This is a genomic window from Micromonospora sp. B11E3 (genome assembly GCF_039871625.1).
In the GTDB taxonomy this organism is placed as follows: Bacteria; Actinomycetota; Actinomycetes; order Mycobacteriales; family Micromonosporaceae; genus Micromonospora.
Window position 1 is genome coordinate 64,918 of sequence record NZ_JBDPMC010000020.1, and the last position, 24,847, is coordinate 89,764.

Sequence of the window (24,847 nt, forward strand, 5' to 3'; positions counted from 1 at the left end):
GTCGCGTCGCGCCGGTGGATCGAGGGAGGAACCTGTTGAGACGAGCACTGGGCAAGGCGCTCCGGGTCGGCGTCGTGGCGCTGGTCGTGGCGCTGGTCGGGGCGATGATGGGCGGTGGTCTCACGGCAGTGCCGAGCCACGCTTCTGACGTCGGTCCGATGGTCGTGGGTGGCACGCAGGCGGCGCAGGGCGAATTTCCATGGATGGTCCGGTTGTCGATGGGCTGTGGTGGCGCCATGTACACCCAGAGCCTGGTGCTGACCGCGGCGCACTGCGTGGGGGCTACCGGCCCGACCACTTCCATCACGGCCACCTGGGGCGTGGTGGACCTGCAGGACCCGAACCGGGTGACCCGGACGTCCAACTACGTGTACCGGGCGCCCGGGTACAACGGCAACGGCAAGGACTGGGCGCTGATACGCCTGTCGAGCCCGATCAACAGTCCGTTGCTGCCGATCGCCACGGACACCTCGCTGCACAGCGGCACCTTCACCGTCGCGGGCTGGGGCGCCACCAGTGAGGGCGGCCCCCAGTCGCGGTACCTGATGAAGGCCGACGTTCCGTTCGTGAGCGATCCGACCTGTGCCAGCGCCGGCGGCAGCTACTCCGGTCTGATCTACGACGAGGAGATTTGCGCCGGCTACATGAGTACGGGTGGAGTGGACACCTGCCAGGGTGACTCCGGTGGTCCGATGTTCAAGCGCAACGCCGCCGGCCAGTGGATCCAGGTCGGGATCACCAGTTGGGGTATCGGCTGCGCCCGTCCCAACGCGCCCGGTGTCTACACCGAGGTGCGCTACTTCGCCAACGACATCAGGGCGGCGGCGCAGTCCCTCGGCGGCGCGCCAGGCGGCCTTGCGGTGAACAACCCTGGCAACCAGACCAGCACGGTCGGTACCGCGGTGACCCTGGGCAACAGCGCCACGGGTGGCACCGCGCCGTACACCTGGTCGGCCACCGGCCTGCCGGCCGGCCTGGTCATCAGCTCCTCGACCGGGCAGATCACCGGTACGCCGACCACCGCGGCGACCTACACCACGACGGTCACGGCGCGGGACAGTACGGGCCAGACCGGCAGTACGTCGTTCACCTGGACGGTCAATCCGGTTGGGGGGTGCCCACCCGCCACCAATGGCACCAACGTGTCAATTCCCGACAACACGACGGTGTACAGCAACATTTCGATTAGTTGCACGGGCACCGGGTCGAGCAGTTCGAAGGTCGAAGTGCACATCGTCCACACGTACATCGGCGATCTGGTGGTTAGCCTGATCGCCCCGGACGGCAGCGCCTACGTCCTGCACAACCGCGCTGGCGGCAGTGCCGACAACATCAACCAGACCTACACCGTCAACCTCTCCAGCGAGGCGCGAAGCGGCACCTGGCGTCTGCGGGTGCAGGACGCCGCCACGGCGGACACGGGCTACATCGACAGTTGGACCCTGACTCTCTAGTCAGCGGCGGACGCGTTCTCCCACACGGGCCCGGACCGCTTCGGCGGGCCGGGCCCTTCGCGGTTGCGCACCGAAGACCGGCAAGGGCACCCGCTCCAACGGAGTGCCGGTCAAGCCATGTGGCCAGCCCTGTTACCTGCCGAATTGTTCCCTTTCGCTCGTCAAGGCGGCCCGCAAGCGGGCCGCGCCGGCCCGGCCCCGGCCTGCTGGCGACCTCCGGCCGGCATCGGCCGGGCCGGCCGGCCACGCCAGGCGGACACGAGACCTTGAAGACCTCGGGGCTCTGCCCCGAACCTCGGCCCTCCTCAGAGATCTCGGCGACGCGTTCTGCACCCGCGCGGCCCCGGTGTACGGGGCCTCGATCGCCCCCTCGGATACCTGCTGGCCGGTCGGCCGCGCGGAACTGTCGCCGTGGCAGTCGGCGGCGGGGCTGTCAGCGAAGGGGGACGGGTAGGCCGGCGCGGAACAGGCCCTGTTCGAGCCAGACGGCGGCGCGTACGCCGTCGGCGGCGGCCTGGCTGACGAGGGTGAGCCCGTCGGGTAGGGCGGGCAGGCGGGCGAGGTCGCCGGCGGCGGACACGCCGGGCACGGTGGTCTGGGCGAACTCGTCGACGCGCACGTAGCCGTCGGGCAGCAGTTCGGCGCCGAGCTGGGCGGCCACGGGTGCGTGCTGGCGGGTGGGCGCCCGGTGGAAGACGACCTGCCGGTCCAGGGTGGTGCCGTCGGCGAGGTGCAGCTGCAGGGCGTCGAGGTCGCCGGTGAGCGCGGTGACCGGCTGCTCGATGAGGGGAATGTTCAGCGCGTTGAGGTTGTCCAGGATCGGCTCGGCTAGCTGGTGCGGGCCGTGGGTGGCGACGACGATGTCGTCGGTGTAACGGTCGGCGAGGTATGCGGCGAGCATGACCTGGGCGGGTTCGCGGCCGAGCACGGCAATGCTCTTGCCGCGGGCTTCCCAGCCGTGGCAGAAGGGGCAGTGGAAGACGCTGCGGCCGAAGCGTTCGGCGACGCCGTCGATAGGCCAGGGTTCGTCGACCTGGCCGGTGGCCAGCAGCAGGCGGCGGGCGTGGTGGGTGGTGCCGTCGGTGAGGGTGACGGCGAAGTCGTCGATGCTGCCGTGGGCGGCCTCGACGCGGGTCTGACGGATCTCGACGCTGGGGTAGGCGGCCAGTTCGCGGTGGCCGGTGCCGAGCAGGCGTAGGGGTGGGAAGCCGTCGCGGCTGAGGTACATGTGGATGCCGTCGGCGGGGTGGTTGCGCGGTGGGCCGCCGTCGATGAGCAGGGTGCGGCGTTGCTGACGGCCGAGGACCTGGGCGGCGCTGAGCCCGGCGGCGCCAGCGCCGATGATGATGACGTCGTACACCTTGTTGGTGCTCCCTCTACTGGTTCTGGGTGGGGCGAGCGGCGGCGGCGAGGCCGGCAACGGTGGGCGCGGCGAGGAAGTCCCGCACGGTGGCGCCCGCGAGGCCGTCGCGGGCGAGCCGTGCGAGGGCGCGCACGGCGAGCAGGGAATCGCCACCGAGGGTGAAGAAGCTGGTGGTGCGGTCGGTGACCGCGACGCCGAGCAGGTCGGCGAAGACGGCGGCGATCTGTTCCTCGACGCGATCGCGGGGCGGGCCGGGCTCGTCGTGGCAAGCCTGCGGCGCCTCGTCGAGCAGGCCGAGGCGTAGACCACCGGTGAGGGGGCCGGGGTCCGGCGCGGTAGGCAGCGGCACCGCCTCGTGCCAGGCGTCGGCGTCGGCGAGGGCGGCAGCCTGGTCGACGAACTCCGCGAACGCCCGGTCGACCTGCTCGGCGGACAGGATCTCGGCGACGGTGCTGAACACCAGCACGAGTTCGTCGTCGAGTTCGAACAGGCGCGCTTCGAGGGCCACCTGCGGGGTACGCAGCTGGTGGTGGTGGTCGGTGGCGTTCACGTCGCCGAGCGGGCCCGCGTGCCGGGGCGCACGTTCGCCCATCGCCGCGTCCATGCCGATGGTGCTGAGGAACACCACCGGGGCGACCGGCCGGTGGGTGCCCCGCAGGCGGGCGAGGTCGCGGGCGATCTCGACACCCGAGACGAGGTTGTGGGCGGTGTGCTCGGCGAACCGGCGCTGGGTCTGCCCGGCCAGTTCGGCGAAGGTGGCACCGGGTGGCAGGTCGACCGGCAGCAGCATGGTCGAGGCGAACGCGCCGACGAGGCGATGCACGTCGGGGTGCAGCGGAAGCCGGTTGAGCTGCAACGTGTTGAGCAGCAGCCGGTGGTGCCCGGCCCAGCGGGCCAGGACGGCCGCGTAGGCGGTGAGCAGGGCGACGGACGGTGTGACGCCCTGCTCGGCGCACCGCTGCCGCAGCGCCGTCCAGACGGCTGCCGGCAGCCGGGCCTCCCGGTTTGTCATCACCTGGGGCGTCGCCTCGGCAGGATCGCGGGTCAGCGGCAGCGCCGGCGCCGCGGGCCAGCTCGGCAGTTGCGCCCGCCACCACTGTCGGTCGGCTCGCCATCCGGTGGTGGCGGGAAGGTGCTCGAGGGCGTTGACGTAGTCGCCGAAGTCGACGTCGAGGGCGGGAAGGGTGGCGTTGACGTCGGCGGCGAGGGTGAGCAGCTCGCGGGTGAGCACGTTGGACGACCAGCCGTCGACCAGCAGCAGACTCAGCGACAGGTGCAGTCGACCCCGGCCGGCGGGCAGCAGGCTCAGCCGCACGTTGACGCCGGGCCCGCGGGTGGGATCGGGGCCGCGGGTGCTCATCTCGCGGCGCAGCACCTCCAGCCGAGCGTCGGGGTCCGGATCATCGCGCAGGTCGAGCACATGCAGCGGCGGAACCGCGCCGGGATGTTCGAGGGGCAGCACGTGCTGGTGGCCTTCCGGCGTGACCCGGGCCCGCAGGGTGGGCTGGTGGGCGGCCAGGCGCTGCAGCGCGTCGCGCAGCGCCTCCGGTGCCTCGTCGGGGTCGGGGCCGGTCAGGGCGAGGTCCAGGTAGTAGTGCGCGGAGTCGTAGGACAGCTCCCAGCCGTCCTGCTGGCCGACGAAGTAGCCCTGCTGCAGCGGCAGCAGCGGGAACGGCGCTGCCGGGTCGGCGCGGCGGTGCAGGTCTACGGGCAGGGGCCGGTCGTCGGTCGTGGTGCCGGCGGCGCGGCTGGCGACCAGGGCGGCCAGTTCGGTGAGTGTGGTGTCGACGCGTACGTCGGACAGGGCGAGTTGCACGCCGAGTCGCCGGCGCACCAGCGCGGACATCCGTACGGCCAGCACGGAGTCGCCGCCGAGACGCAGGAAGCTGATGTCACGGGGTAGCGCGTCGGGGTCGACGCCGAGCAGTTCGGCCCAGATGCCGGCCAGCACGGTGGTCTGGTGGTGCTCGGTGGGGGCGGCGGTCGAGGTGAGGGTCATGGGTGTCGCAGTCTCCAGCGGTGATGGCCGGGATGTCACCACGGCAGCCTAGTCGAAAATGAGAACGGTTTCCACTAACCTGGCGGCATGGAAGATGGGTACGAAGCGTCGGGGGAGTTCCTCGACGTCCTGAGTGGACCGGCATGGCAGGTGCTCCGCGATCCGGTGCGGGCGGCGCTGCGCGGGGTCGATCCCGCGCACGGGCCGGTGCTCGACGTTGGCGCCGGCACCGGACTCGGTACGCAGATACTGGCTGATGCGTGCCCCACTGCCACAGTGCTGGCCGTGGAGCCGTCGCCGGTCCTGCGGGCGGTGCTGCTGTCCCGCGTCGCCGCCGACGCGGACCTGCGCGAGCGGGTCACCGTGCTGGCCGGCGACGCCCTCAGCGCGTCACTACCCGAGCAGCTCGGCGCGGTGCTCGCGGCGAACATGATCGGACACCTCCCCCCGCAGGACCGGCGCGAATTCTGGCACCGCGTCGCCGCGCGCCTGTCGCCCGGCGCGCCCCTGGTGGTCAACCTGCAGCCGCCGGCCGAGCCGGCGGTGGTCGGGTTCGCCACGTTCGGCGCGGTGCGCATCGGCCGGCACACCTATGAGGGCGGCGGCGCCGCCGAGCCGGCCGCGCCCGACACGGTGACCTGGCGGATGCGCTACCGGGTGCTCGACGGCGACGGTGTGGCGCTGCGGGAACACACCGTCGACTACCCCTGGCACGTACTGTCCGAGTACGACCTGAGGACCGAGTTGGCCGAGGCGGGACTGCGCGCCGAGGTCGGCCCCATGGACGTGGTCCGTGCCGTACGCGCCGGGTGAGGCAGCGGGACCGCGACGGCCCGTGGCCGCAGCGGCAGGACGCCCGGGGCGGCTCACCGGACTGCCAGGAAGACGTGCTGGCCGAGGGCGCTCAGCGGATCGTCGGGGTGCGGCAGGTCCAGCACGCCGGTGAACCCGGCGCCGGACAGTTGCGCCAGCCACTGGGTGCGGGTGAGGAAGATCCGGTCGGTGCCGGCACGTAGGTCGCCGCTGCCGGCCGCCGGGGTGCCCGGGCGGGCGGACATGAGAAACTGCATCGACGTGGCGATCTGGTAGTGCTCGCGGCAGGATTCGATGAGCAGCAGGTGCCCGCCGGGTGCCAGCAGCGTGCGCAGCCCCGCCAGCAGCCGGGTCACGTCGACCGCGTTGTGCGCGACGTTCGCGGCCACGATGACGTCCTGCAAGCCGGCGGGTAGCTGTTCCGTGGGATGGCGGTTGATGTCGAACAGCCCGTAGGTGAGGAAGTCGTAGGCGGCGAACCGGCCCCGGGCAGTGTCGAGGAAGAACCGGGACACGTCGGTGAAGTGGTAGGTGACCGGCTGCCCGGCCAGCGCGAGCAGCACGTCGGTGGTGGTGCCGCCGACGCCGGCGCCGAGTTCCAGGATTCGCAGCGGTCCCGGCCTACGGTGCCGGCTGGCCAACGCGGCGAGGGCGACGGCGGTGACCGCGTTGAGGTAGCCGTTGATGACGTTGTCCTTGTAGGCGGCCTCGGCGGTGGCCAGGTCGTCGTCGGCGAACAGCAGCGCCTGCAGGGGGACCTCGTCGCGTAGCAGCTGCGGCAGGTGCGCTGCGGCGGTGGTGAAGAACCGGGTCATCGCGGCCGGGTAGCCCAGGCCGGCGCGGGCGGCGTCGAGGTCGCGGGCGGTGGCGGCGAGATCGTCGTGGGTGGCCGGGCGTAGCCCGTGGTGGCGGCCGGGGCCGGCGTCGTGACGCAGCCAGCCCTCGGCGGTGAGCACGGCCAGCCAGCGGCGCAGGATCCACCGGTGCCGAGGGGCGACGCGCAGCAGGTCACCGACCTCGTCCGCGGTGCGCGCCACACCTGCCCGGAAAACGCCGCCAGCGTGCAGCGTGGCCGCCATTGCCACCAGCGCCGCCTCGTCGAGGCGGCGCATGAATCCCGGCAACGCCGCCCGGTTCACCCCGGCCATGGCCTGCTCGCCGGCCTGCGTCGCCCGCTGCCGGATCAACTCGACGCTCATCGGGCGGCCCGGCCCAGGTCGACGCGGACGGGGGTGCCGGCGGCCGCGGGCAGGCGGCGGCGCAGGGTGCGACGGGCCTCCTCGGTCAGGCGTCGGCGCACGAACGCGGGCAGCGGCTCGTGGGCCTGCCGGTCGCTGGCGGCGAGCACAGCGGCGGGAACCGGAACGGCGCCGGCCGGTGCGACCAGCTCCAGCAGCGTGGGGTCGCGCGGGTCCAGCAGCACCGCACCGCGGTCGCCTACCACGCTGTGCAGCGCGTGCGCGGTGACGGCGTCCGGGGCGCCCGGGTGCAGCAGTGCGTTGGGGACGCCCTGCACGTGGACCGGCCCGGCAGCCAGCAGCGCCCGCACCGCGTCGAGGCGGTCGGGTGCTGGCAGGTCAGCCCACCGCACGGCGGGCGGACGCGACGCCGGGGCCGCGGCGTCGACGTGCAGCACGGTGTCGAAGCGGTAGCGGGTCAGTTCGGTGTCGGCCCGCATCGTCTTGGCGTACACGCCGACCTGCACGACCCGGCCGGTGCCGCCGGTGGCGGCGGCGATGGTGGCCGGGCCGACGAGTAGCTCCTCCTCCCGGGCCGCGCGGGCCGTCGCCCGCGCGGCCACGGTGGCGGCGTCGGCGTCCGGGTCGGCGGCGCGTTCGGCCCACCGGCAGAAGTGCTCGTGCAGGCCGGCGTGGCGCACGTCGCCGACGACCACGGCGCCGCCCGGTGCGACGAGGTCGATGGCGGTGGCCACGACGTGGGTCAGGTAGGCGACGGTGGGGAAGCATTGGGTGACCGAGTTGAGCACGACGCAGTCCGGACGCCCGCCCGGGAAGCCGAGCTCGTGCAGGGCCCGTCGTACGGGCGCGCCGGCCAGCTCGTGGGCGGCGGCGCGTAGCACCCGCACGGTGGGCGGCGCGGTCGCCGACAGCGTGGCTACGGCGTGTTCGGCTACGTCGGTGCCGACGTAGCCGGTCAGGTGCGGGTGCAGGCGGTGCATCAGCAGCCCGGTGCCGCAGCCGAGTTCGAGCACGTGCCGGGCTCCGGTGCCACGGATGAGTGCGACGGTCCGATCGACCCATTCGGTCATGTGGTCGGTGGGCAGCGGCTGGCCCGTGTCGGTGGCCCGCCAGCCGGACAGGTCCAGGTCGTCGGCGTGGCGGCCGCGGGCGCCGGCGTAGGTCGCGTCGTACAGCTCGCTCCAGTGGTCCAGGAACTCGACGACCAGCGCGCCGGGGTGGGCGCCGACCGTCAGCGCGGCGGGCTCCGGTGCGATCCGCAGGCCGCGCGCCTCGTCGGGGTACGCGGCGGCGATCCACGGGTGGGCGGCCAGCACAGCGGCGGCCTGGCTGGTTGGGGTGGGCGGCTCAACGGGCATGTGCAGGATCCTCCGAGGCGAGGTGGTTGTCGTGCAGGAGCAGGACGCGGTCGGCGCGGGCGGTGACTGCCGGATCGTGGCTGGCCGTGAGTACCGCCAGGCCGTCGCCGCGCAGCCGGTCGAGCAGGTCCAGGACACCGGCTGCGGTGGCGGCGTCGAGCGCGGCGGTGACCTCGTCGGCCAGCAGCAGCCGCGGTCCGGCCGCGAGGGCGCGGGCGAGCGCGACGCGTTGCCGCTGCCCGCCGGACAGCTCGTGCGTGCGGCGTGCGGCGATGCCCGGGTCGAGGCCGACCTGGGTCAGCAGCCGTGCGATGTGAGTGTCGGGGGCGTCGGCACCGGCCAGGGCGCGCAGCGGGCGGGCCAGCGCGGCACCGACGCGGTGGGCGGGGTTGAGCGCATCGGCCGGGTGCTGGCCGACCAGTTGGACGGCCCGCAGCAGCGGCCGGGCTCGCTGGCGGACCGGCCACGGCAGGTTCGTGCCGCCGAGCCGGGCGTGCCCGGCGTCGACCGGGTGCAGCCCCGCCACGGCCCGCAGCAGGCTGCTCTTTCCGCACCCGGACGGTCCGCGCACCGCGACCAGCTCGCCGGCGGCCACCTGGAAGTCGGTCTCGCGTAGCAGGGCGGTGCCGCCGGGCGGCTGCGACACCGTCAGGCCGCGGACGCTCAGCAGCGGCGTGGCCCCAGGCGCCGGCCGCGGCACCGATCCGGTCCTCGCTGGCGTCACCGGTGCGTCGATCTGTACGACGCGGTCGGCGAGGGCGGCCACGACGGCGGCGTCGTGCGACACGAGCAGGGTGACGCAGCGGGGATCGCCACGCCGGACGCGGACCGCGGCGGCCACGAGCTGCATGGCCGCCTCGTCCAGGGCGCTGGTCGGCTCGTCGAGGACCAGCAGATCGGGTGCTGCGGCTACCGCCCGGGCGACGGCGACGCGCTGGGCCTGTCCGCCGGAGAGCTGGTGGGCGCGGCGGTCGGCGTACCTGGCCGGGTCGAGGCCGACCGCGGCCAGCGCTGCCCGGCTGGATACGGCATCGGCGCCGCTTTCGGCAATCAGCGTGGCGGCGCGCCGCAACGGGTGCAACGCCTGGGCGGGATCCTGGCCGACCACCCCGACGCAGCGGCGCCGCCACCGGCGGGCCGCCGTGCCGGGCGCGATGAGTGTGCCCTGCCAGCGCACCTGACCCGCCGCGCGCCGCAGCGGCGGCGTCAGCGCGTCGAGCACGGCCGACAGCAGGACCGTCTTGCCGGTGCCGGACGGGCCGACCAGCGCCACGACCTCGCCCGGCGCGGCGTGCAGGTCGACCGGGCCGATCACGGTGCGTCCGCCGGCGTCCACGACGTGCAGGCCGGTGACGGACAGCCCGCCGGCCACCGCCGGGTCTGATGTGAAGCGGCGGTTGGTCATGCCGGCCGTCCGCGGGTGCGGCCGGCGAGCTGACCAGCGACCGTGACGAGCAGGGACACCACGGCCAGCGCGGCCGCGGGCGCGGCCAGCGCAGCGGGGTTGAGGGCCGCGCCGGTGAGGTTCTCCCGGATCATGGCGGCCCAGTCCGGCGCGGGTGGCGCCGGCCCCAGGCCCAGCAGACTCAGCGCGGCGGCCAGTTGCAGGGCGGCGACAAACCGGGTGGCCAGGTCGGCGCGGACCAGCCCGGTCAGCGCGGGCAGCACCTCCCGCGCCAGGATCACCGGGTCGGACTCGCCGCGGCCGAGGGCGGCCTCGACGTACCCGGTGTGGCGCACGACGGTGACGGTGTCGGCGACCACCCGCAGGGTCAGCGGGGTGCCCCCGCACACCGTGGCGGCGACCACCGCCACCGGGCCCGGCAGCGCGACGGCGAGGACCATCGCGATCAGCAGCAGCGGCACCGCCAGCAGCAGGTCCATGCCGGCGGTCAGCAGCCGGGCAACCGGGCCGCGGTGCCAGCCGACGACCAGCCCGCCGGCCACCCCGAGCGCGCTGGCGGCGACTGCCGCCGCGGCGGCGGTCACCGCCAGATGCCGGCCGCCGGCGAGCACCCTCGACAGCACGTCGCGGCCGAGGGCGTCGGTGCCCCAGGCGGCGTCGGGGCCCGGCGGCGTCCAGGGGGCACCAACCGGGGCGGTGGGATCGTGGGGAGCCAGGACGCCGCCCGCCACCGCCAGCAGGCCGACGACCGTCACGGCCGCCGCCCCGGCCCAGGCGCCGTGCCGGACGCGGGAGAGCCAGGTAGCGGGGCCGGTCATCGGAACTGCGGCGTGGAAACCCGGCCGTTCAGGGCCGGGAGGAAACGCCGCTCCCTCCCTTCCGATGATTGTCTTACATGGACGGTAAATTGTGAGGCGTGGGTGGCGTAGTGAAGCGGGCGTACAAGTACCGCTTCTACCCGGCCCCGGAACAGGCTGCGCTGCTGAATCGGACCTTCGGGTGTGTGCGTCTGGTGTACAACCGGGCGTTGGAGGCGCGTACTCGGGCGTGGGCGGTGGAACGTCGGCGCACCACGTACGTGCAGTCGTCGGCGTGGCTGACGGAGTGGAAACGGTCGGACGACCTGGCGTTTCTGAACGAGGTGTCGTCGGTTCCGTGGCAGCAGACGTTGCGGCATCTGCAGGCCGGGTTCGCGGCGTTCTGGGACAAGCGGGCCCGGTACCCGAGGTTCAAGTCCAAGCGCAACTCGCGGGCGTCGGCGGAATACACCCGCTCCGCGTTCCGCTGGCGTGACGGTCAGCTCACGCTGGCCAAGATGAACACCCCGCTGAATATCGTGTGGTCCCGGCCCCTGCCCGAAGGAGCGGAGCCATCCACGGTCACGGTGTCCCGGGATGCTGCCGGCCGCTGGTTCGTCTCCATCCTGATCGAGGACCAGACGGTCAAGCCGCTGCCGCCCGTTACTGCGGAGGTTGGTGTGGACGCGGGCATCACCAGTCTGCTCACCCTGTCCCGTCCGGTGCCCGGGGTGAGTGACGAGCAGGGGAAGGTGGCCAACCCGCGTTACGGGCAGGCCGACCGGCGCAAGCTGGCCAAGGCGCAGCGGAACTTGGCCCGCAAACAGGAGGGCTCCAACAACCGGGCCAAGGCCCGGCACAAGGTTGCCCGCATCCATACCCGTATCGCCGATCGGCGTCGGGACCACCTGCACAAGCTGACCACTCGACTCGTCCGTGAGAACCAAACGGTCGTGATCGAAGATCTCAGCGTGCGTAACATGCTTCGCAACCGTCGCCTGGCCCGCGTCATCTCCGACGCGGCCTGGTCCGAGTTCCGCAACATGCTGGAGTACAAGGCCACCTGGTACGGGCGCGAGGTGATCCCCATCGACCGCTGGTACCCGTCGTCCAAGACCTGCTCGGCGTGCGGGCGGATCAACACCACCCTCGCCCTCAACGACCGCGTCTGGACGTGCCCGGGTTGCGGGGGCGAGCACGATCGGGACATCAACGCTGCTAAGAACATCCTCGCCGCCGGGCTGGCGGAGAGGTAAAACGCCTGCGGAGCTGATGTAAGACCTCAAGGGAAGATCCTCCCGGAAAGGCAGTCGGCGATGAAACAGGAAACCTCACGGGCGACGGTGAGAATCCCGACCCTTCAGGGCCGGGAGGATGTCAAGCGGGTGCGCTCCGCGCGTCGGTGGCGGCGGCCAGCAGGTCGGCGAGGAACAGACCGGCGAGCACGACCGCGGCGGCGAGCATCGCCACCGCCTGCACCACCGGCGTGTCCCGGTTGGCCACGGCCCCGGTGAGCAGCTCACCGAGCCCGGCGTAGCCGAACAGGGTCTCCACCACCGCGGTCGACGCGACCAGACCACCGGCGACCACCGCGACGACGCGTGCCGACGGGGCCAGCAGCATCGGGCCGACGTAGAGAACGGCGACGCGCCATCGGGGCAGCCCGCGCAGGTGCGCGTCGCGCACGTACGGCCGCGCGGCGGCGTCGGCGACGACGCCACGCAGCAGGGCCGCCCCGTACGTCGCCGACGGCAGCGCCAGGCTGAGCACTGGCAGCGCCAGCGCCCGCGGGTCGGCGGGGGTGCCGCCGGGCGGCAGCAGCGACACCGGCGGCAGCCAGGCCAGCATCCCGGCGAACACGGCGGTCAGGCCGGCGGTGACCACCACCTGCGGCACCGCCGCCGCGGCGGTGACAGCGGCCGCGGCGATCCGGCCGGTCCGCGACGGCGCACCGGCGACCCAGGCCAGCGCCAGCATCGCCGGCACGGCTGCCGCCAGGGCGGCGGCAGCGAGGGTGGCGGTGGCTGGCAGCCGCTGGCCGACCAGGTCGGCCACCGGCCGGTCGGACAGCAGCGACACACCGGCGTCGCCGCGCAGCAGGCGGCTGACCCAGTCCAGGTACCGCTGCCAGGCCGGGGCGTCCAGGCCGGTGCGGGTACGGAGTTCGGCCAGCTGCGCGGCGGTGGCCCGCCCGGCGGTGCGGGCGTCCGCGGCGTCGCCGGGCAGGGCCTCGGTGGCGGCGTACACCAGCACCGAGACCCCGACCAGCAGCAGCGGCGCCCGCACCAGCCGGAGCATCATGCTCCGATCCGAACCTGGTCGATGAACAGCCGGGCGAACCCTGGACCGGTGGGCAGGCCCTGCACACCCTTGCGGGTCAGGTCCAGGCCGTCGCCGGTGCCCCACACGACGTAGCCGCCCTCGTCGCGGACCTGCCGCTGCAGCTCGCCCAGGGCCCGGTTGCGGGCGGCCTCGTCGGGGTTGGCCAGGGCGGCGTTCAGGGCGGTGTCGAACGCCGGCCGCCTCCAGGCCGTCTCGTTGGTGGGGGAGGTGGACAGCAGCGCCACCCGGGCCACGTCGAAGAACGGGATGCCGCCGAAGTAGCCGGTGTAGAAGTCCTGCTTGGCCCACACCTTGGTGAAGTAGGTGTCCGGCGGGTTCAGCTTCACCCGCGCGGTGATACCGGCCTCGGCCAGTTGGCGGGCGAACAGGGTCGCGGCGGTGTCCATGCCCGGGTAGGAGGTGGTGGTGTGCAGCGTGACCGTCAGGCCGTTGCCGTAGCCGGCTTCGGCCAGCAGCCGCTTGGCCCGGGCGACGTCGCGCTGGCGTGGGGCCAGCCCGGTCGGGGCGGACGGGTCGACCGGGGCGAGCACGTCGTCGCCGACCTGCCCGTAGCCGAGGAACGCCGCCTGCACCAGCACCGGCCGGTCGGCGGCCAGCTTGACCGCCTCGCGTACCCGGGGGTCGGTGAAGGGCTTGCGGTCGGTGCGCATCACGAACGGGTACATGGTCACCGCCGGGCGGCGCACCAGCGTCAGGTCACCGCGACCTTCGGCCTGCTTCGCCGCCGTCGGGGCGATGCTGGCGGCCGCGTCGGCCTGCCCGGACAGCACGGCCTGCGCGCGGGCCTGCGGGTCGGCCACGACGCGAACCTCGACCCGACGCAGCGGCGGGGTCGGACCCCACCACCGGTCGTGGCGTTCCAGCACCGCGGTCTGCGCGTCGCTGCTGACCAGCCGGAACGGCCCGGAACCGGGCACGGGGGTGGTGAAGTCGTCGCTGCCCTCGGGCACCACGAACGTCACCGACTCCAGGGCGCGGGGTACGTCGGCGAACGGCTGCCGGCTGACGACCTCGACGGTGTGCTCGTCGACGACCTGCGAGGCGGCCAGGTCGAACGCGGCGAGCCGGCCGTAGTTCTCTGCGGCCTTGCGCTCGATGCGCCGCAGCGAGTACAGCACGTCCGCGGCGCGCACCGGCCGGCCGTCGCTGAACACCGCGCTGCGGCGCAGGGTGAACCGCCATCTGGTCAGGGTCGGGTCGGGCTGCCAGGACTCGGCCAGCCGCGGCTGGGTACGGCCGTCGGGTCCCTGGCCGGTCAGCACGTCGTAGGTCAGGGCGAAGCGCAGCGCGTCGGACTCGTTGGCCAGCCCGCCGTGCGGGTCGTTGCTGGCCGTTGCGGGCGAGCCGATCGACACGTAGCGCAGCGTGTCGCCGGAGCTGGTCGTGGCCGGCGCGGCGGTGCCGCCGCAGCCGGCCACGGTGGCCAGCAGCGCGAGGACGGTCAGGACGCCGGCACGCCGGCGCCGTAGGGGAGTTGCCATGATCACCTTCAAGATCGGATGTCGTTGTTCGTGGACAGGTGCGGGTGCAGCGCTTCGTTGATCGCGGCGGCGACGGCGGCGACCGCGGGCCGGCGCAGCACCGAGTAGTGGTGGGCGTCGACGCCGACGACGCGCAGCGGACCCGTCAGATGCCGGGCCCAGCCCAGGGCGGCTTCGCCGCGTGGGGTGTCGTCGACGCCCATGCCGATGCCGGAGTTGCGCGGCGCCGGCTGCTCCGCGCGTACCAGCAGGGTGGTGGTGTCGGCGGCGTCGAGCCGGGCCGGCTCGTGGGCGGCCAGAGCCCGCAGGTGGCGGTCGAGGACCGAAAGCCGGCCGCGGACCTGCTCGCCGCGGCCGAGCAGCCGGTGGGCACGCAGCCGCCGTTCGGCGTGGCCGTAGCGGTCGTCCTCGCTGGCGGCGACCAGCCGGTCCCGCAGGCCGGGCCGGGTGCTGTCCAGGTCGATGCCGAGGTAGGCCTCCAACGCGCCGAGGTGGCGGACGACCAGGTCGGCCTGCACCTGCGGCGGCGTGCCGGAAATCGGGCGGATGTAGGTCGGGTCGTTGGAATCCACCATGGCCAGCAGCGGCACCGGCGTGCCGTCGGCGTGGGCCTGGCGGGCCATCTCCTGGGCGACGCTGCCGCCCATCGACCAGCCGCCGATCAGGTACGGCCCGGCCGGCTGCACCCGCCGCACCACGGCCAGGTACAGCGCGGCGAGGTCGGCGATGGTGTCCGGTGCTGCCGCGCCGACCAGGGCCGGGTCGGTCAGCGCCACCACGTTCACCCGCTCGTCGAGCAGCCGGGCCAGCTCGGTGTAGCACAGGATGTCCCCGCCGGACGGGTGCATCAGGAACAGCGTGTGCGCGCCGGTGCCGGCGCGGATCGGCAGCGCGACGTCCGGAAGCTCGGCCGGTGCCGGCCGGTGCGTGACCGGTGCCGGGCGGCTGTGGGAGCCGGCGGCCGGCTGGTCGGTCCAGGCGTCGGCGGCGTCGGCCAGGCGGGCCAGCCGGGTGGTGTAGGCGTCGAACGCCGCCTGGACCTGACCGGGGTCGAGGACCGGTTCGAGGGCGTCCCACTGCAGCCACAGCTCGCCGCCCTGTTCGAGCACCTGATGGTCGAGCAGGGTCTGCGGGGTCTGGCTCACCCCGTACACCTGCCGGCCGGCCCACTGCAGGTCGTGGTCCTCGCCGATAATGTCGGCCACACCGAGGGCGCTGGTGAACACCACCGGCACCGACGCGAGCTGTCCTCCGGCGGCGGAGCGTTCGGCCAGGGCGTCCAGCGCGGAGAACTCGCGGTGGTCCAGGTCGGCGAACAGCCGCTGCTGCGCTGTGGCGGCCCGCTCGACGAACGGCGCCGGTGTCCGCCGGTCCACCTCGTGCACGATCAGGGAGGTGAAGTCACCGACGACCGCACCCGCGCCGGGCAGGTCGTCCGGCCGGTCGAACAGGGTGAGCATGAGGCTGAACCGGTCACTTTCGGACCACTCCTGCAGGGCATCGGCGTAGGCGGCCAGCAGCACCGCGTTCGGAGTGAGCCGGTGCCGCGCGGCGTGCCGTTGCAGCGCCCGCCACCGGGTCGGGGACAGCCGGGCGGTGCGGCGCACGAACCGGGCGGCGGTGTGCTCGGTTACCGGCAGGTCCGGCGCCGGCGGCAGGCCGGGCAGCCGCTCCCGCCAGTACGCCGCAGCCTTCGCCGCGGCCGGGCCGGCGCGGCGGGCCTCGAGCGCCGCCACGCAGGCGGCGGGGTGCACCACCGGTGCCGGCAGCGGCGCGTGCGGGTCGGTGTAGAAGGCGCGCAGCTCCCGGTCGATCAGCCACCAGCTCGACGCGTCGCAGATCAGCACGTCGACGCCGATGAACAGCCGGACCGCCCCGTCGGGCAGGCGGGCGGCCTGCACGGTGAACAGCGGCCACGTCTCCGGCGGGCCGGGTCGGGTGGAGATCCTCTCGCGCAGCGCGGCCAGCCGGCGTTGCCGGTGCTCATCGTCGGGGCCGGTCAGCTCGTGGACCCGGATGCGGTAGGCGGGCAGGTTGTCGAGGACCCGCATGCGGCCGTGGGCGGTGACGACGGCCCGCAGCATCGGGTGCCGGTCGATCACCTGCCGCCACGCCTGCTGGTAGCGGTCGAGGTCGAGGTTCGGGCAGTCGTACTCCAGGTAGAAGTGGCAGGGCCGGTCTCCCCACCGGTAGCCACCGGCGCGGCCGACCCAGTAGGCGTGCTGTACTCGCGTGAGCGGGAACGTGCCGTCCGCGTCGACGCCCGATGGACCAGCCGGCGACGGCAGCGCCACCGCCGCGGGTTCGGCTGCCGGGACGCCCGCGGCCGGGTTCAGCAGCGTGGCCAGGCCAGCGACGGTCGGGTGGTCGAGCAGGTCACGCAGGCGCAGGTCGACACCGAACCGGTCGCGCAGCTCGGCGAGCATCCGCGTCGCCAGCAGGGAGTGGCCGCCGAGGGCGAAGAAGTCGGCCGTCGGGCTGTCGACCGGGCTGCCCGTCAACCGCGCCCACACGTCGGCGACCGCGCGTTCGACCGCCGTCAGCGCAGATTCCGCCGACGCGACCGATGCGGCCGGCGCGGCCTGCGCTCCGGCCCGGGCCGCGTCGGCCATCGCCGTGACCAGGTCGCGGTGGGACACCGCCACCACCGGCGGCGCGGTGACCGCGCCGCGGAGCCGGTCGAGGGCGGCGAGGCCACCGGCGGCGTCCAGGGTGCTCGTCAGCGTGACGGCGGCGTCTTCGCCGTGGGCGCTGGTGCGCCAGCCGTCCCACGCCACGGCCAGCCACCGGGTCCGTCCGGTGGCGGCGGTGTGGGCGAACGCCTCCATGGCGGCGTTGGCCGCCGCGTACGGGCCGGTGCCGACGCCGCCGAGCATGGTGGCCGCCGAGGACATCAGCAGCACCAGACCGGGTCGACGCTCGTCCGGCAGCGCGGCGACGGCGTCGCGCAGGACACCTGCGCCGGTCAGCTTGGGCGCGAGATGCCAGCTGACGTCGGCGGGTGCGGTGTCGCGCAGCATCACCCACCGGTCGTCGCCGACTGCCGCGGCGGCGTGCACCAGCAGCGCGAGCGGTCCTCGGTCGGACAGCTCTGCGAGCAGGGCGACGGTGGCGGCAGCGTCGGTGACGTCGAGCCGCCGCACCGTGACGTCGGCGCCGCCGCCGCGCAGCGCGGTCAACACCCGGCCACGGTCGCTGTCCGGCGGCGGTTCGCCGTGCCGGGAGGTGAGCACCACGCGGTGGCCGGCGCCGGCGAGGTGACCGGCGACGGTCAGGCCGACCTCGCCGAGCCCGCCGACGATCACCGCTGTCCCTGCGGTGGCCTCGGAGTCCCCGGCTGCTGGGCGCCACGACACGACGCTGCGCCGCCAGCGTTGCTCGCCGCGGACAGCCACCTCCATGCCCGACCCGGTACCGTCGGCGAGATCCGCCACCTCGGCGACCACGTGGGGCGCGACCGTCCCGGCGCCGTCGTCGCCGCTGATGTCGATGGTGCGCCACCGCAGCCCGCGCCGCTCCTGGGCGATGACGCGGGGCAGCACGCGGGCCGCGGCACCGGCGGGATCCGGCCGTTCTGCCGGCAGGACCGCGACGGCGTTGCGGGTGACCTGGACGAGCAGCGGGACCGGGGCTGCGGCGAGCTGGCCGGCCAGCGTGGCGGCGCGGACCACCTCAGCCGCCACGGAACCGGTGCCGGCGCCCGCACCAGCAGCGGCGTCGGCGTCGGCGATGTCCTCGGCGACCGGCGCGTCGGGTAGGACGATCAGTCCGGCCCACGCCGGCTCGTCCCGGGCCGCGATGTCACTGCCGGCGTCGCAGGTGCGGGCCGCGCCACCGGCGGCGCGGACAGCGTCGACGACCGCCCGGGAGAGCCGCTGGTCGACGCCGGGCACGACGAGCCAGTTGCCGGGCAGCCGCGGCGCGGCTGGTGCCGGGGGCTGTTGGTGCCACACCGGCACGAGCAGTTGCTCGTCGGTGTCGGTCTGGCCGTCGCCGGTGATGCTGCTGGTGTCCGCCGGGTCCATCCACAGGCGCCGGCGTTGGAAGGCGTACCCGGGCGCGGTGACCTTGCGACGGCCCGGCAGGTGCAGGGCGGCGAGGTCGACCGGCGTGCCGTGGCACCACAGGCCGCCGACCGCCTCCCGCAGGGTGACCGCGTCGGCGCCCGGCTCGTCGGCCGGCAGCGTCGCGAGCGCCTCGCGCAGGGCGGCCAACCCGTGCCGTCGGGCGAGGGTCACCAGCGCGGCACCCGGCCCGGCCTGCACCAGCACGGCCGGTGCGTCTCCGACGGCGGCACGGAGCGCCTCGGAGAACCTGACCGGCCGGCGCAGCTGCCGCACCCAGTAGCCGGGGTCGGTCAGCTCGGCGTCGGCGAGGGCGCCGGTGACGGTCGACGCGTACTCGACGCGTGGCCGCCGCGGGCGGACCGTGTCGGCCGCCGCACGCAGCGCCGGCAGGGCCGGCTCGACCAGCCGGGAGTGCAGCCCGGCGGACACCCGCAGGCGGGTCACCGCGACACCGTCGGACTGCAGCGCCTCCTCCAGCGCCTGCAGCGGCGCTGCCGGGCCGGCAACGACGCACGCGTCCGGCGCGTTGACCACCGCCAGGTCGAGCGCCGGGTGCCCGGCGAGCAGCCCGGTCACCTCCCGGGCGGGCAGCCTCACCGCCAGCATCGCCCCGCCACCGGCGGACCGGGCGACGTGCGTGCACCGCACGGCGATCAGGCGGGCGGCCTCAGGCAGGCTCAACACCCCGGCGGCGACGGCGGCCGCGTACTCGCCGACGCTGTGGCCCAGCACCACATCCGGTCGGACACCCCAGCTGTCGAGCAGTCGGGCGGTGGCGACCGAGACGGCGAACAGCGCCGGCAACCCGAACGCGGCGTCGGCCAGTCGCGCCGGATCGGTGTCCGGGCGCAGCGCCGCGCGCACGTCGGCGCCGAGCTCGCCGGCGAGCAGGTCGGCGCACGTGTCGACGGCGGCGGCGAAGACGGGTTCCTGCTCGTAGAGCTGCCCACCCATGCCGGCGAACGCGCTGCCGGCGCCGGGGAAGGCGAACACCAGCCGGGGTGGCCGCGTCGCCGCGGCCACCGGCGCCGACATGCGCCGCCGTTGCCCGACATCCGCTACGCCGGCCACTCGATGCGGGCCGTGCGCGCGCCCCACCTGCAGCGTGTACGCGAGGTCGGCCAGCCGTTCGTCGGCCGGCACCGCGGCCAGCGCGGCCCCCGTGGCGGCGGCCGCCTGCGGGGTGTGGCCGGACGCGACGAGCAACTGCGGCCGCCCGTCCGGGGTCGACGCTGGTTGGTGCGGTGCGGGGCCGAGCACCACGTGGCAGTTGGTGCCGCCGATGCCGAACGAGCTGACCCCGGCGTACGGCGCGGCCGGCCACGGCCGGGTCTCGGTGACGACGTCGAACGGTGAGCCGTCCAGGCCGAGCAGGTCGTTGACCGGCTTGGCGTGCAGCGATTCCGGCACGATCCCGTGGCGGCGGGCCAGCACGGTCTTGATGAACGACGCGATGCCGGCGGCGGAGTTGGCGTGGCCGATGTTGCCCTTCACCGAGCCGAGCCCGCACCAGGCCGGCCCGTCGGCGCCGAAGACCCGCCGTAGCGCCGCCACCTCGACGGGGTCGCCGAGCCGGGTGGCGGTGCCGTGCGCCTCCACGTAACCGACCTGGCGTGGCTCGACACCGGCGACCGCGAGGGCCTCGGCCACGACGCGGGCCTGCCCGCGTATCGACGGGGCGGTGAATCCGGCCTTGTCCGCGCCGTCGTTGTTGACCGCGCTGCCGTGCAGCACCGCGAGCACCGGGTCGCCGTCGGCGAGGGCGTCGGCCAGCCGGCGCAGCACCACCACGCCGGCGCCCTGGCTGTAGACGATGCCGGTGCCGCGGGCGGAGAACGGGCGGACCCGCCCGTCGGCGGAGAAGATCCCGTCCGGGACGTGCCGGTAGCCGCGGCCCTGCGGCACGATCAGCGACACCCCGCCGGCCAGCGCGGTGTCGCACTCCTCGGCCAGCAGCGACTGCGCGGCCAGGTGCACCGCGACCAGGGAGGTGGAGCAGGTGGTGTTGACCGCGATCGCCGGCCCGGTCAGGTTGAGCCGGTACGCGACCTGCAGCGGCAGGTAGTCGGTGTGGGTGCTGATCGCGGTCTGCAGGCTGCCGCCCGGGTCGGCGCCGCCGCCCGTGGGGTCCCACCGGCCGGCGAGGTTACTGGTCAGGTACGCGCTGTGCGCCGCGCCGGCGAACACGGCGACCGCACCGGCGTCGCGGCCCCCGCCGTGCCCGGCCTGCTCCAGGGCCTGCCAGCAGCACTCCAGGAAAAGCCGCTGCTGCGGGTCGAGCAGCGCGGCCTCGGCGTCGGTGAGCCCGAACGGCACCGGGTCGAACAGCTCCTGCCCCTCGATCAGCCCACCGACCGGCACGTAGGCCGGGTCACGGCGCAGCCGCCGCGGCACACCGCGGTCGGCCAACTCCTCGTCGGTGAACCGGGTCAGCCCCTCGCGGCCGTCGACGAGCAGCCGCCAGAAGGCGTCGACGTCGGCCGCGCCGGGAAACCGGCAGGACGCGGCGGTGACCGCGATCGGCCCGCCGGTCATCGGGCGGCCTCCGCCGCGACGGCCCGAGCCTGCCGCCGGCCTGCCGGCCGCGGCGCCACGCCGGCGGGCGGCTGCGGCGGTTCTCCGGCAGGGGAGTGGGTGCCGGCATCGAGGGGACCGGGGGCGGCGACCAACGCGGGAAGGCCCTGATTTCCGGCGGCGGTGGGTGCGCGGCCGGACCGTCGGGCGGTGAGGTGGCGTGCCAGGTCGCGCACCGTGGGATGGGTGAACAGGTCGACCACCGCCAGGTCGCCGTCGACCTCGGCGGCCAGCCTCCGGTGGGCGCGAACGAGGGTCAGCGAGGTGGCCCCGAGCCGGAAGAACGGGGTGGTGACGTCGACCGGCGCGCCCAGCAGGTCGCCGAGAACGGCCGCGATGCCTCGCTCCAGCTCCGGGTCCGGCAGGTCGGCGATGTGTGGGGCGAGCGTGGGTTCGAGCGTGGTTGCCGTTTTGTCGACGGCCGGCGGCGCCGAGCGGGCGGTGACGGCGAGCTCCAGCAGCGCGTCGTCGGTCAGGCGGGGCGTCATCTCGTACCCGTCGGCGAGGGGCAGGGGGCCGCCGGCCGCCAGGGCGGCCGCCGCCGCCAGGGCCGCGGCGGGGTCCAGGCGCCCCGGGTGCACGGTGACGCGTAGCTGTAGACCCAGGCGCGCGGCGTCCTGCAGCAACGCCGGTAACCGGCCGGCGCCAGGCGGCGGCGCAAGCGGAGCTTCGCCGGTCCCGGTGTCGCCGGTTGCGACGGCGGCAGCCGGGACCGAGGCAGCCTCGTACGGGCTCGGCAGGGCGGCGTAGTCGACCTTGCCGTTCTCGGTCACCGGCAGCGCGGCCAGGCGGACGAACCGGCTCGGCACCAGGTAGTCCGGCAGGCTGGCCCGCAGCCGGGCGACCAGATCCTCGTCGCTCGGCGCGGCGTCCGGGTCGGCGGCCGCGACGTAGACGACCAGGCGGGGACGGCCATCCGGGCCCGGTACGGAGCGGGCCACGCACTGCCGCACGCCGGGCGCCCGGTCGAGCACGGATTCGATCTCGCCCAGCTCGATGCGGTGACCGCGGATCTTGACCTGCCGGTCGACCCGGCCGAGGAACTCGATGGTGCCGTCGGGCCGCCACCGACCGAGGTCACCGGTGCGGTAGACGCGGCGGCGCAGCACCGGGTGGGTGGAGAAGCGGTGTGCGGTCTGTTCCGGGTCGCCGATGTAGCCGCGGGCCACCCCGTCACCGCCGATGTACAGCTCCCCGGCCTGCCCGACGGGGCATGGCCGGCCGTGGTCGTCGAGGATGTGGAACGACTGGCCGCGCAGCGCGCGCCCGTACGGGATGCTCGGCCACGACGGGTCGACCGGGCCGACCAGGTAGCAGATCGACCAGATCGAGCCTTCGGTGGCGCCGCCGAGGCTGACCACCTGCGCCCCGGGAGCCAGGGCCCGCAGCCGGTCGGGCAGGGAGACCGGGATCCAGTCACCGGACAGCAGCACCAGCCGCAGCGCCGACAGCGCGGCCGTGGCCGCGTCCGGGTCGATCTCGGCGTACTCGACGAGCATCTCCAGCAGCGCCGGGGCGCTGTTCCACACGGTGACCCGGTGACGCTGCATCAGGTCCAGCCAGTGGCCCGGGTCGCGTTGCCGGGCCGGATCCGGCAACACCATCGCCGCGCCGGCGCCGAGGACGGCGAACACGTCGTACACCGACAGGTCGAAGCTCATCGCCGACAGCGCCAGGACCCGGTCGTCGGCGGTCAGCGGGAACCGGTCGGCCAGGTCGTCGAGGGTGGTGCGGGCCTGCCGGTGCTCCACCGCGACGCCCTTGGGCCGCCCGGTCGAGCCGGAGGTGAAGATGGTGTACGCCAGAGCGTCCGGTGCCGCCCGGCGATGGTCGTCGACCTGCGGCGCCGGCAGGGTGCCGTCCGGTTGCGGCTGGTGCACCCGCACCCCGTCGGGCCACGACGGTTGCGCCTCGCCGACCACGAGGGCGTGCCGGATGCCGGCCTGGCTACACACCGAGGCGATGCGGGGCACCGGCCAGGTCGGCTCCACGGGGACATAGCCGGCCCCGCTGGCCGTGACACCGAGGACGGCGGCGATCTGTGCGGCACCCTTGGGCGCCGCCACCGCCACCACTTCGCCGGGCCCGATACCCAGGCTGGTCAGTGCGGCGGCCGTGCGCCTGGCGCGCGCCGCGAGGTCGCCGTGCGTCACGGGGCCGCCTTCGCCGAGCAGCGCGACCGCGTCCGGCGCCAGCGCGGCGGCTGCCCGCAGCGGATCGTCGATCAGCGGCCCCGCATCGCCGAACGGTGCACAGTCCAGCGGCTCGTCCGGCAGGAACGACGGATCCCACCCCAGCGCCGGATCGGACCAGGCGGCCTCATCGTCGGCGAGACGCCTCAGGAGGCGCAGGTGCGCATCGCGCATCGCGGCGGCGAAGCCGTCAGGCAGGCAGCCGTCGACGGTGTCCCAGGCGATCCGCAGGCGGTCGGCCTCGTCCCACACGATGTGGTCGACAAGCACCTGCGGGGTCTGCGACACCCCGAACACCTCCCGCCCGAGCCAGGCGGTCGGTGCCGCGCCGTCGCCGCCCAGGCCCACACCGCTGGTGAACACCACCGGGTAGGCCGGGGTGAGGTCGCCGTCGCGGTGTTCGCGCAGCACCTCGACGGCGGAGACGGAGCGGTGGTCCAGGTCCGTCCAGAACCGGCGGTTCACCACGGCGGCGTACGAGCCGAACCCGTCCCACGCGGTGAGGTCGACGGCCGGGGACTCGCTCAGCACGGTGGTGGTGAAGTCGCCCACGACGCCATCGAGGCCGGCATCATCGGGCCGGTCGAACAGCGTGGTGTTCAGACAGAACGGCGCGGTGGCACCCCAGCGGTGCAGCACCAGCGCGCACGCGGCCAGCAGCACCGCCGTCGCGGACAGGCCACGGGCCGCGGCGCGGCGCCGCAGGCCTGCCCACTGCTGGTCGGTCAGCTCGGCGGCGTACCGGGTGAAACGCGGCACGCCGAGGTCGGCGGACGCCTTCGCCCATGGCAGGGCCGGACCGGGCGGCAGGGCCGGCACCCGCTGCGACCAGTGGTCGTGATCGGCGGCCCGCCGTGCCGCCTCAGCCGGATCGAGTTCGCGGCGGGCCAGCACCGCCGCGAACGTGGTGGGCACCTCCGCCAGGTCCGCGTCGGGGTCAGCGGTGAGCTGCCCCCACTCGCGCATCAGCCGCATCCAGCTCGCCATGTCCAGCGCGATGATGTCCATCCCCACGAACAGGCGAGTCCGCCCGTCCGGCAGCAGCGCCGCCCGCACATCGAACAGCGGCCACACCTCAACCGGCCGTAGCTGGTGGGACAACTGGTGCCGCAGCCGGCCAAGCTCACCGGCGACGTCCTCGTCGTCGCGGGCGCGCAGGTCGACCACCGCGATGCGGTAGGGCGGCGCCGCGGGCAGGATGTGCTGCCGCGCGTCGGCGTCGACCACCATCCGCAGCATGGGGTGACGGGCGACCAGCCGGTTCCAGCCCGCCTCCAGCCGCAGCACGTCCAGTTCCGGATCGCCCGCGGGCTGCCGGTCGTACTCGAAGTAGAAGAAGGTCGCCACGCCGCCCAACGGGAAGGACGGGTCTCGGCCCACCAGATAGGCGGCCTGGACCGCGGTGAGGGGGAACGCCTCGCGTCCGGATTCGGCGGAGACGGTTACCTGCTCCGGCACGCTTCGGATCGAGTCGGTGGCCTGCTGGCGTGCCGACTCCACTGCGGCCGCGACCGTGCGTGGTGTCGCCCCGTCCAGGAAGACGGTCAGCGGCAGGTCGGCGTCGAGATCCTCGCGCAGCCGGCGCCGCAGCCGCACGGCCGTGAACGACTCCAGGCCCAGCTCGGTGAGCAGCACATCGGGCTGCACCTGTAGCGGGTCGAGATCGAGCACCTCCGCCAGGCAGGCGCTTACGGCCTCCAGGCACTCGGCTGGCCGGTACGGCTGGGTCATACCTCTCCCTCTCAGGGCGGCGGCTTCGGGCTAGCATTAGAACACGAAAACGAAAACTGTTTCCAGTAGCG

The 24,847-nt window shown here is 74.4% G+C and carries 13 protein-coding genes; 3 read left to right on the plus strand and 10 right to left on the minus strand.

The features are described from left to right. Window positions 1-74 precede the first annotated feature (74 nt). Complete coding sequence (locus ABGB16_RS13455) at window positions 75-1,454, plus strand: trypsin-like serine protease (protein WP_347668355.1); 1,380 nt, start codon at window positions 75-77, stop codon at window positions 1,452-1,454. Window positions 1,455-1,887: 433 nt separating this feature from the next. On the opposite strand, the gene ABGB16_RS13460 is transcribed toward ABGB16_RS13455, so the two are convergent. Next, window positions 1,888-2,814 (minus strand): NAD(P)/FAD-dependent oxidoreductase, encoded by a 927-nt coding sequence (locus tag ABGB16_RS13460; RefSeq protein ID WP_347668356.1) that lies wholly within the window; start codon window positions 2,812-2,814, stop codon window positions 1,888-1,890. A gap of 16 nt (window positions 2,815-2,830) precedes the next feature. Beyond that, window positions 2,831-4,816 (minus strand): condensation domain-containing protein, encoded by a 1,986-nt coding sequence (locus ABGB16_RS13465; protein ID WP_347668357.1) that lies wholly within the window; start codon window positions 4,814-4,816, stop codon window positions 2,831-2,833. Window positions 4,817-4,903: 87 nt separating this feature from the next. Here ABGB16_RS13465 and ABGB16_RS13470 point away from each other — a divergent pair, with 87 nt between their 5' ends. Then, window positions 4,904-5,629: a class I SAM-dependent methyltransferase gene (locus tag ABGB16_RS13470; protein WP_347668358.1), complete on the plus strand. Its 726-nt coding sequence runs from the start codon at window positions 4,904-4,906 to the stop codon at window positions 5,627-5,629. A gap of 53 nt (window positions 5,630-5,682) precedes the next feature. Here the strand turns inward: ABGB16_RS13470 and ABGB16_RS13475 are convergent, their stop codons facing one another. The 4 genes from ABGB16_RS13475 to ABGB16_RS13490 are packed head-to-tail and all read right to left on the minus strand — an operon-like array spanning window position 5,683 to window position 10,409. Then, entirely contained in the window at window positions 5,683-6,828 is a 1,146-nt protein-coding gene (locus tag ABGB16_RS13475) for a class I SAM-dependent methyltransferase (protein ID WP_347668359.1), read from the minus strand. After that, the gene (locus ABGB16_RS13480) at window positions 6,825-8,186 is read right to left on the minus strand and encodes a class I SAM-dependent methyltransferase (protein WP_347668360.1); all 1,362 of its coding nucleotides are present in this window, start codon (window positions 8,184-8,186) and stop codon (window positions 6,825-6,827) included. The genes ABGB16_RS13475 and ABGB16_RS13480 overlap by 4 nt, the downstream gene beginning before the upstream one ends. Then, complete coding sequence (locus tag ABGB16_RS13485) at window positions 8,176-9,591, minus strand: ATP-binding cassette domain-containing protein (protein ID WP_347668361.1); 1,416 nt, start codon at window positions 9,589-9,591, stop codon at window positions 8,176-8,178. Before ABGB16_RS13485 ends, ABGB16_RS13480 begins: the two co-directional genes overlap by 11 nt. Then, window positions 9,588-10,409 (minus strand): ABC transporter permease subunit, encoded by an 822-nt coding sequence (locus tag ABGB16_RS13490; protein WP_347668362.1) that lies wholly within the window; start codon window positions 10,407-10,409, stop codon window positions 9,588-9,590. Before ABGB16_RS13490 ends, ABGB16_RS13485 begins: the two co-directional genes overlap by 4 nt. Window positions 10,410-10,507: 98 nt before the next feature. Here ABGB16_RS13490 and ABGB16_RS13495 point away from each other — a divergent pair, with 98 nt between their 5' ends. After that, the gene (locus tag ABGB16_RS13495) at window positions 10,508-11,644 is read left to right on the plus strand and encodes an RNA-guided endonuclease TnpB family protein (protein ID WP_347668363.1); all 1,137 of its coding nucleotides are present in this window, start codon (window positions 10,508-10,510) and stop codon (window positions 11,642-11,644) included. A gap of 121 nt (window positions 11,645-11,765) precedes the next feature. On the opposite strand, the gene ABGB16_RS13500 is transcribed toward ABGB16_RS13495, so the two are convergent. Genes ABGB16_RS13500 through ABGB16_RS13515 form a run of 4 tightly spaced genes read right to left on the minus strand, consistent with a single transcriptional unit; the run spans window position 11,766 to window position 24,776 of the window. Continuing rightward, window positions 11,766-12,689, minus strand: coding sequence for an ABC transporter permease (locus ABGB16_RS13500; RefSeq protein WP_347668364.1), 924 nt, complete (start codon window positions 12,687-12,689; stop codon window positions 11,766-11,768). Further along, window positions 12,686-14,212: an ABC transporter substrate-binding protein gene (locus ABGB16_RS13505; protein ID WP_347668365.1), complete on the minus strand. Its 1,527-nt coding sequence runs from the start codon at window positions 14,210-14,212 to the stop codon at window positions 12,686-12,688. Before ABGB16_RS13505 ends, ABGB16_RS13500 begins: the two co-directional genes overlap by 4 nt. 8 nt (window positions 14,213-14,220) lie before the next feature. Next, window positions 14,221-20,814, minus strand: coding sequence for an SDR family NAD(P)-dependent oxidoreductase (locus tag ABGB16_RS13510; protein WP_347668366.1), 6,594 nt, complete (start codon window positions 20,812-20,814; stop codon window positions 14,221-14,223). After that, complete coding sequence (locus ABGB16_RS13515; RefSeq protein ID WP_347668367.1) at window positions 20,811-24,776, minus strand: amino acid adenylation domain-containing protein; 3,966 nt, start codon at window positions 24,774-24,776, stop codon at window positions 20,811-20,813. The genes ABGB16_RS13510 and ABGB16_RS13515 overlap by 4 nt, the downstream gene beginning before the upstream one ends. Between the last annotated feature and the right edge of the window lie 71 nt (window positions 24,777-24,847).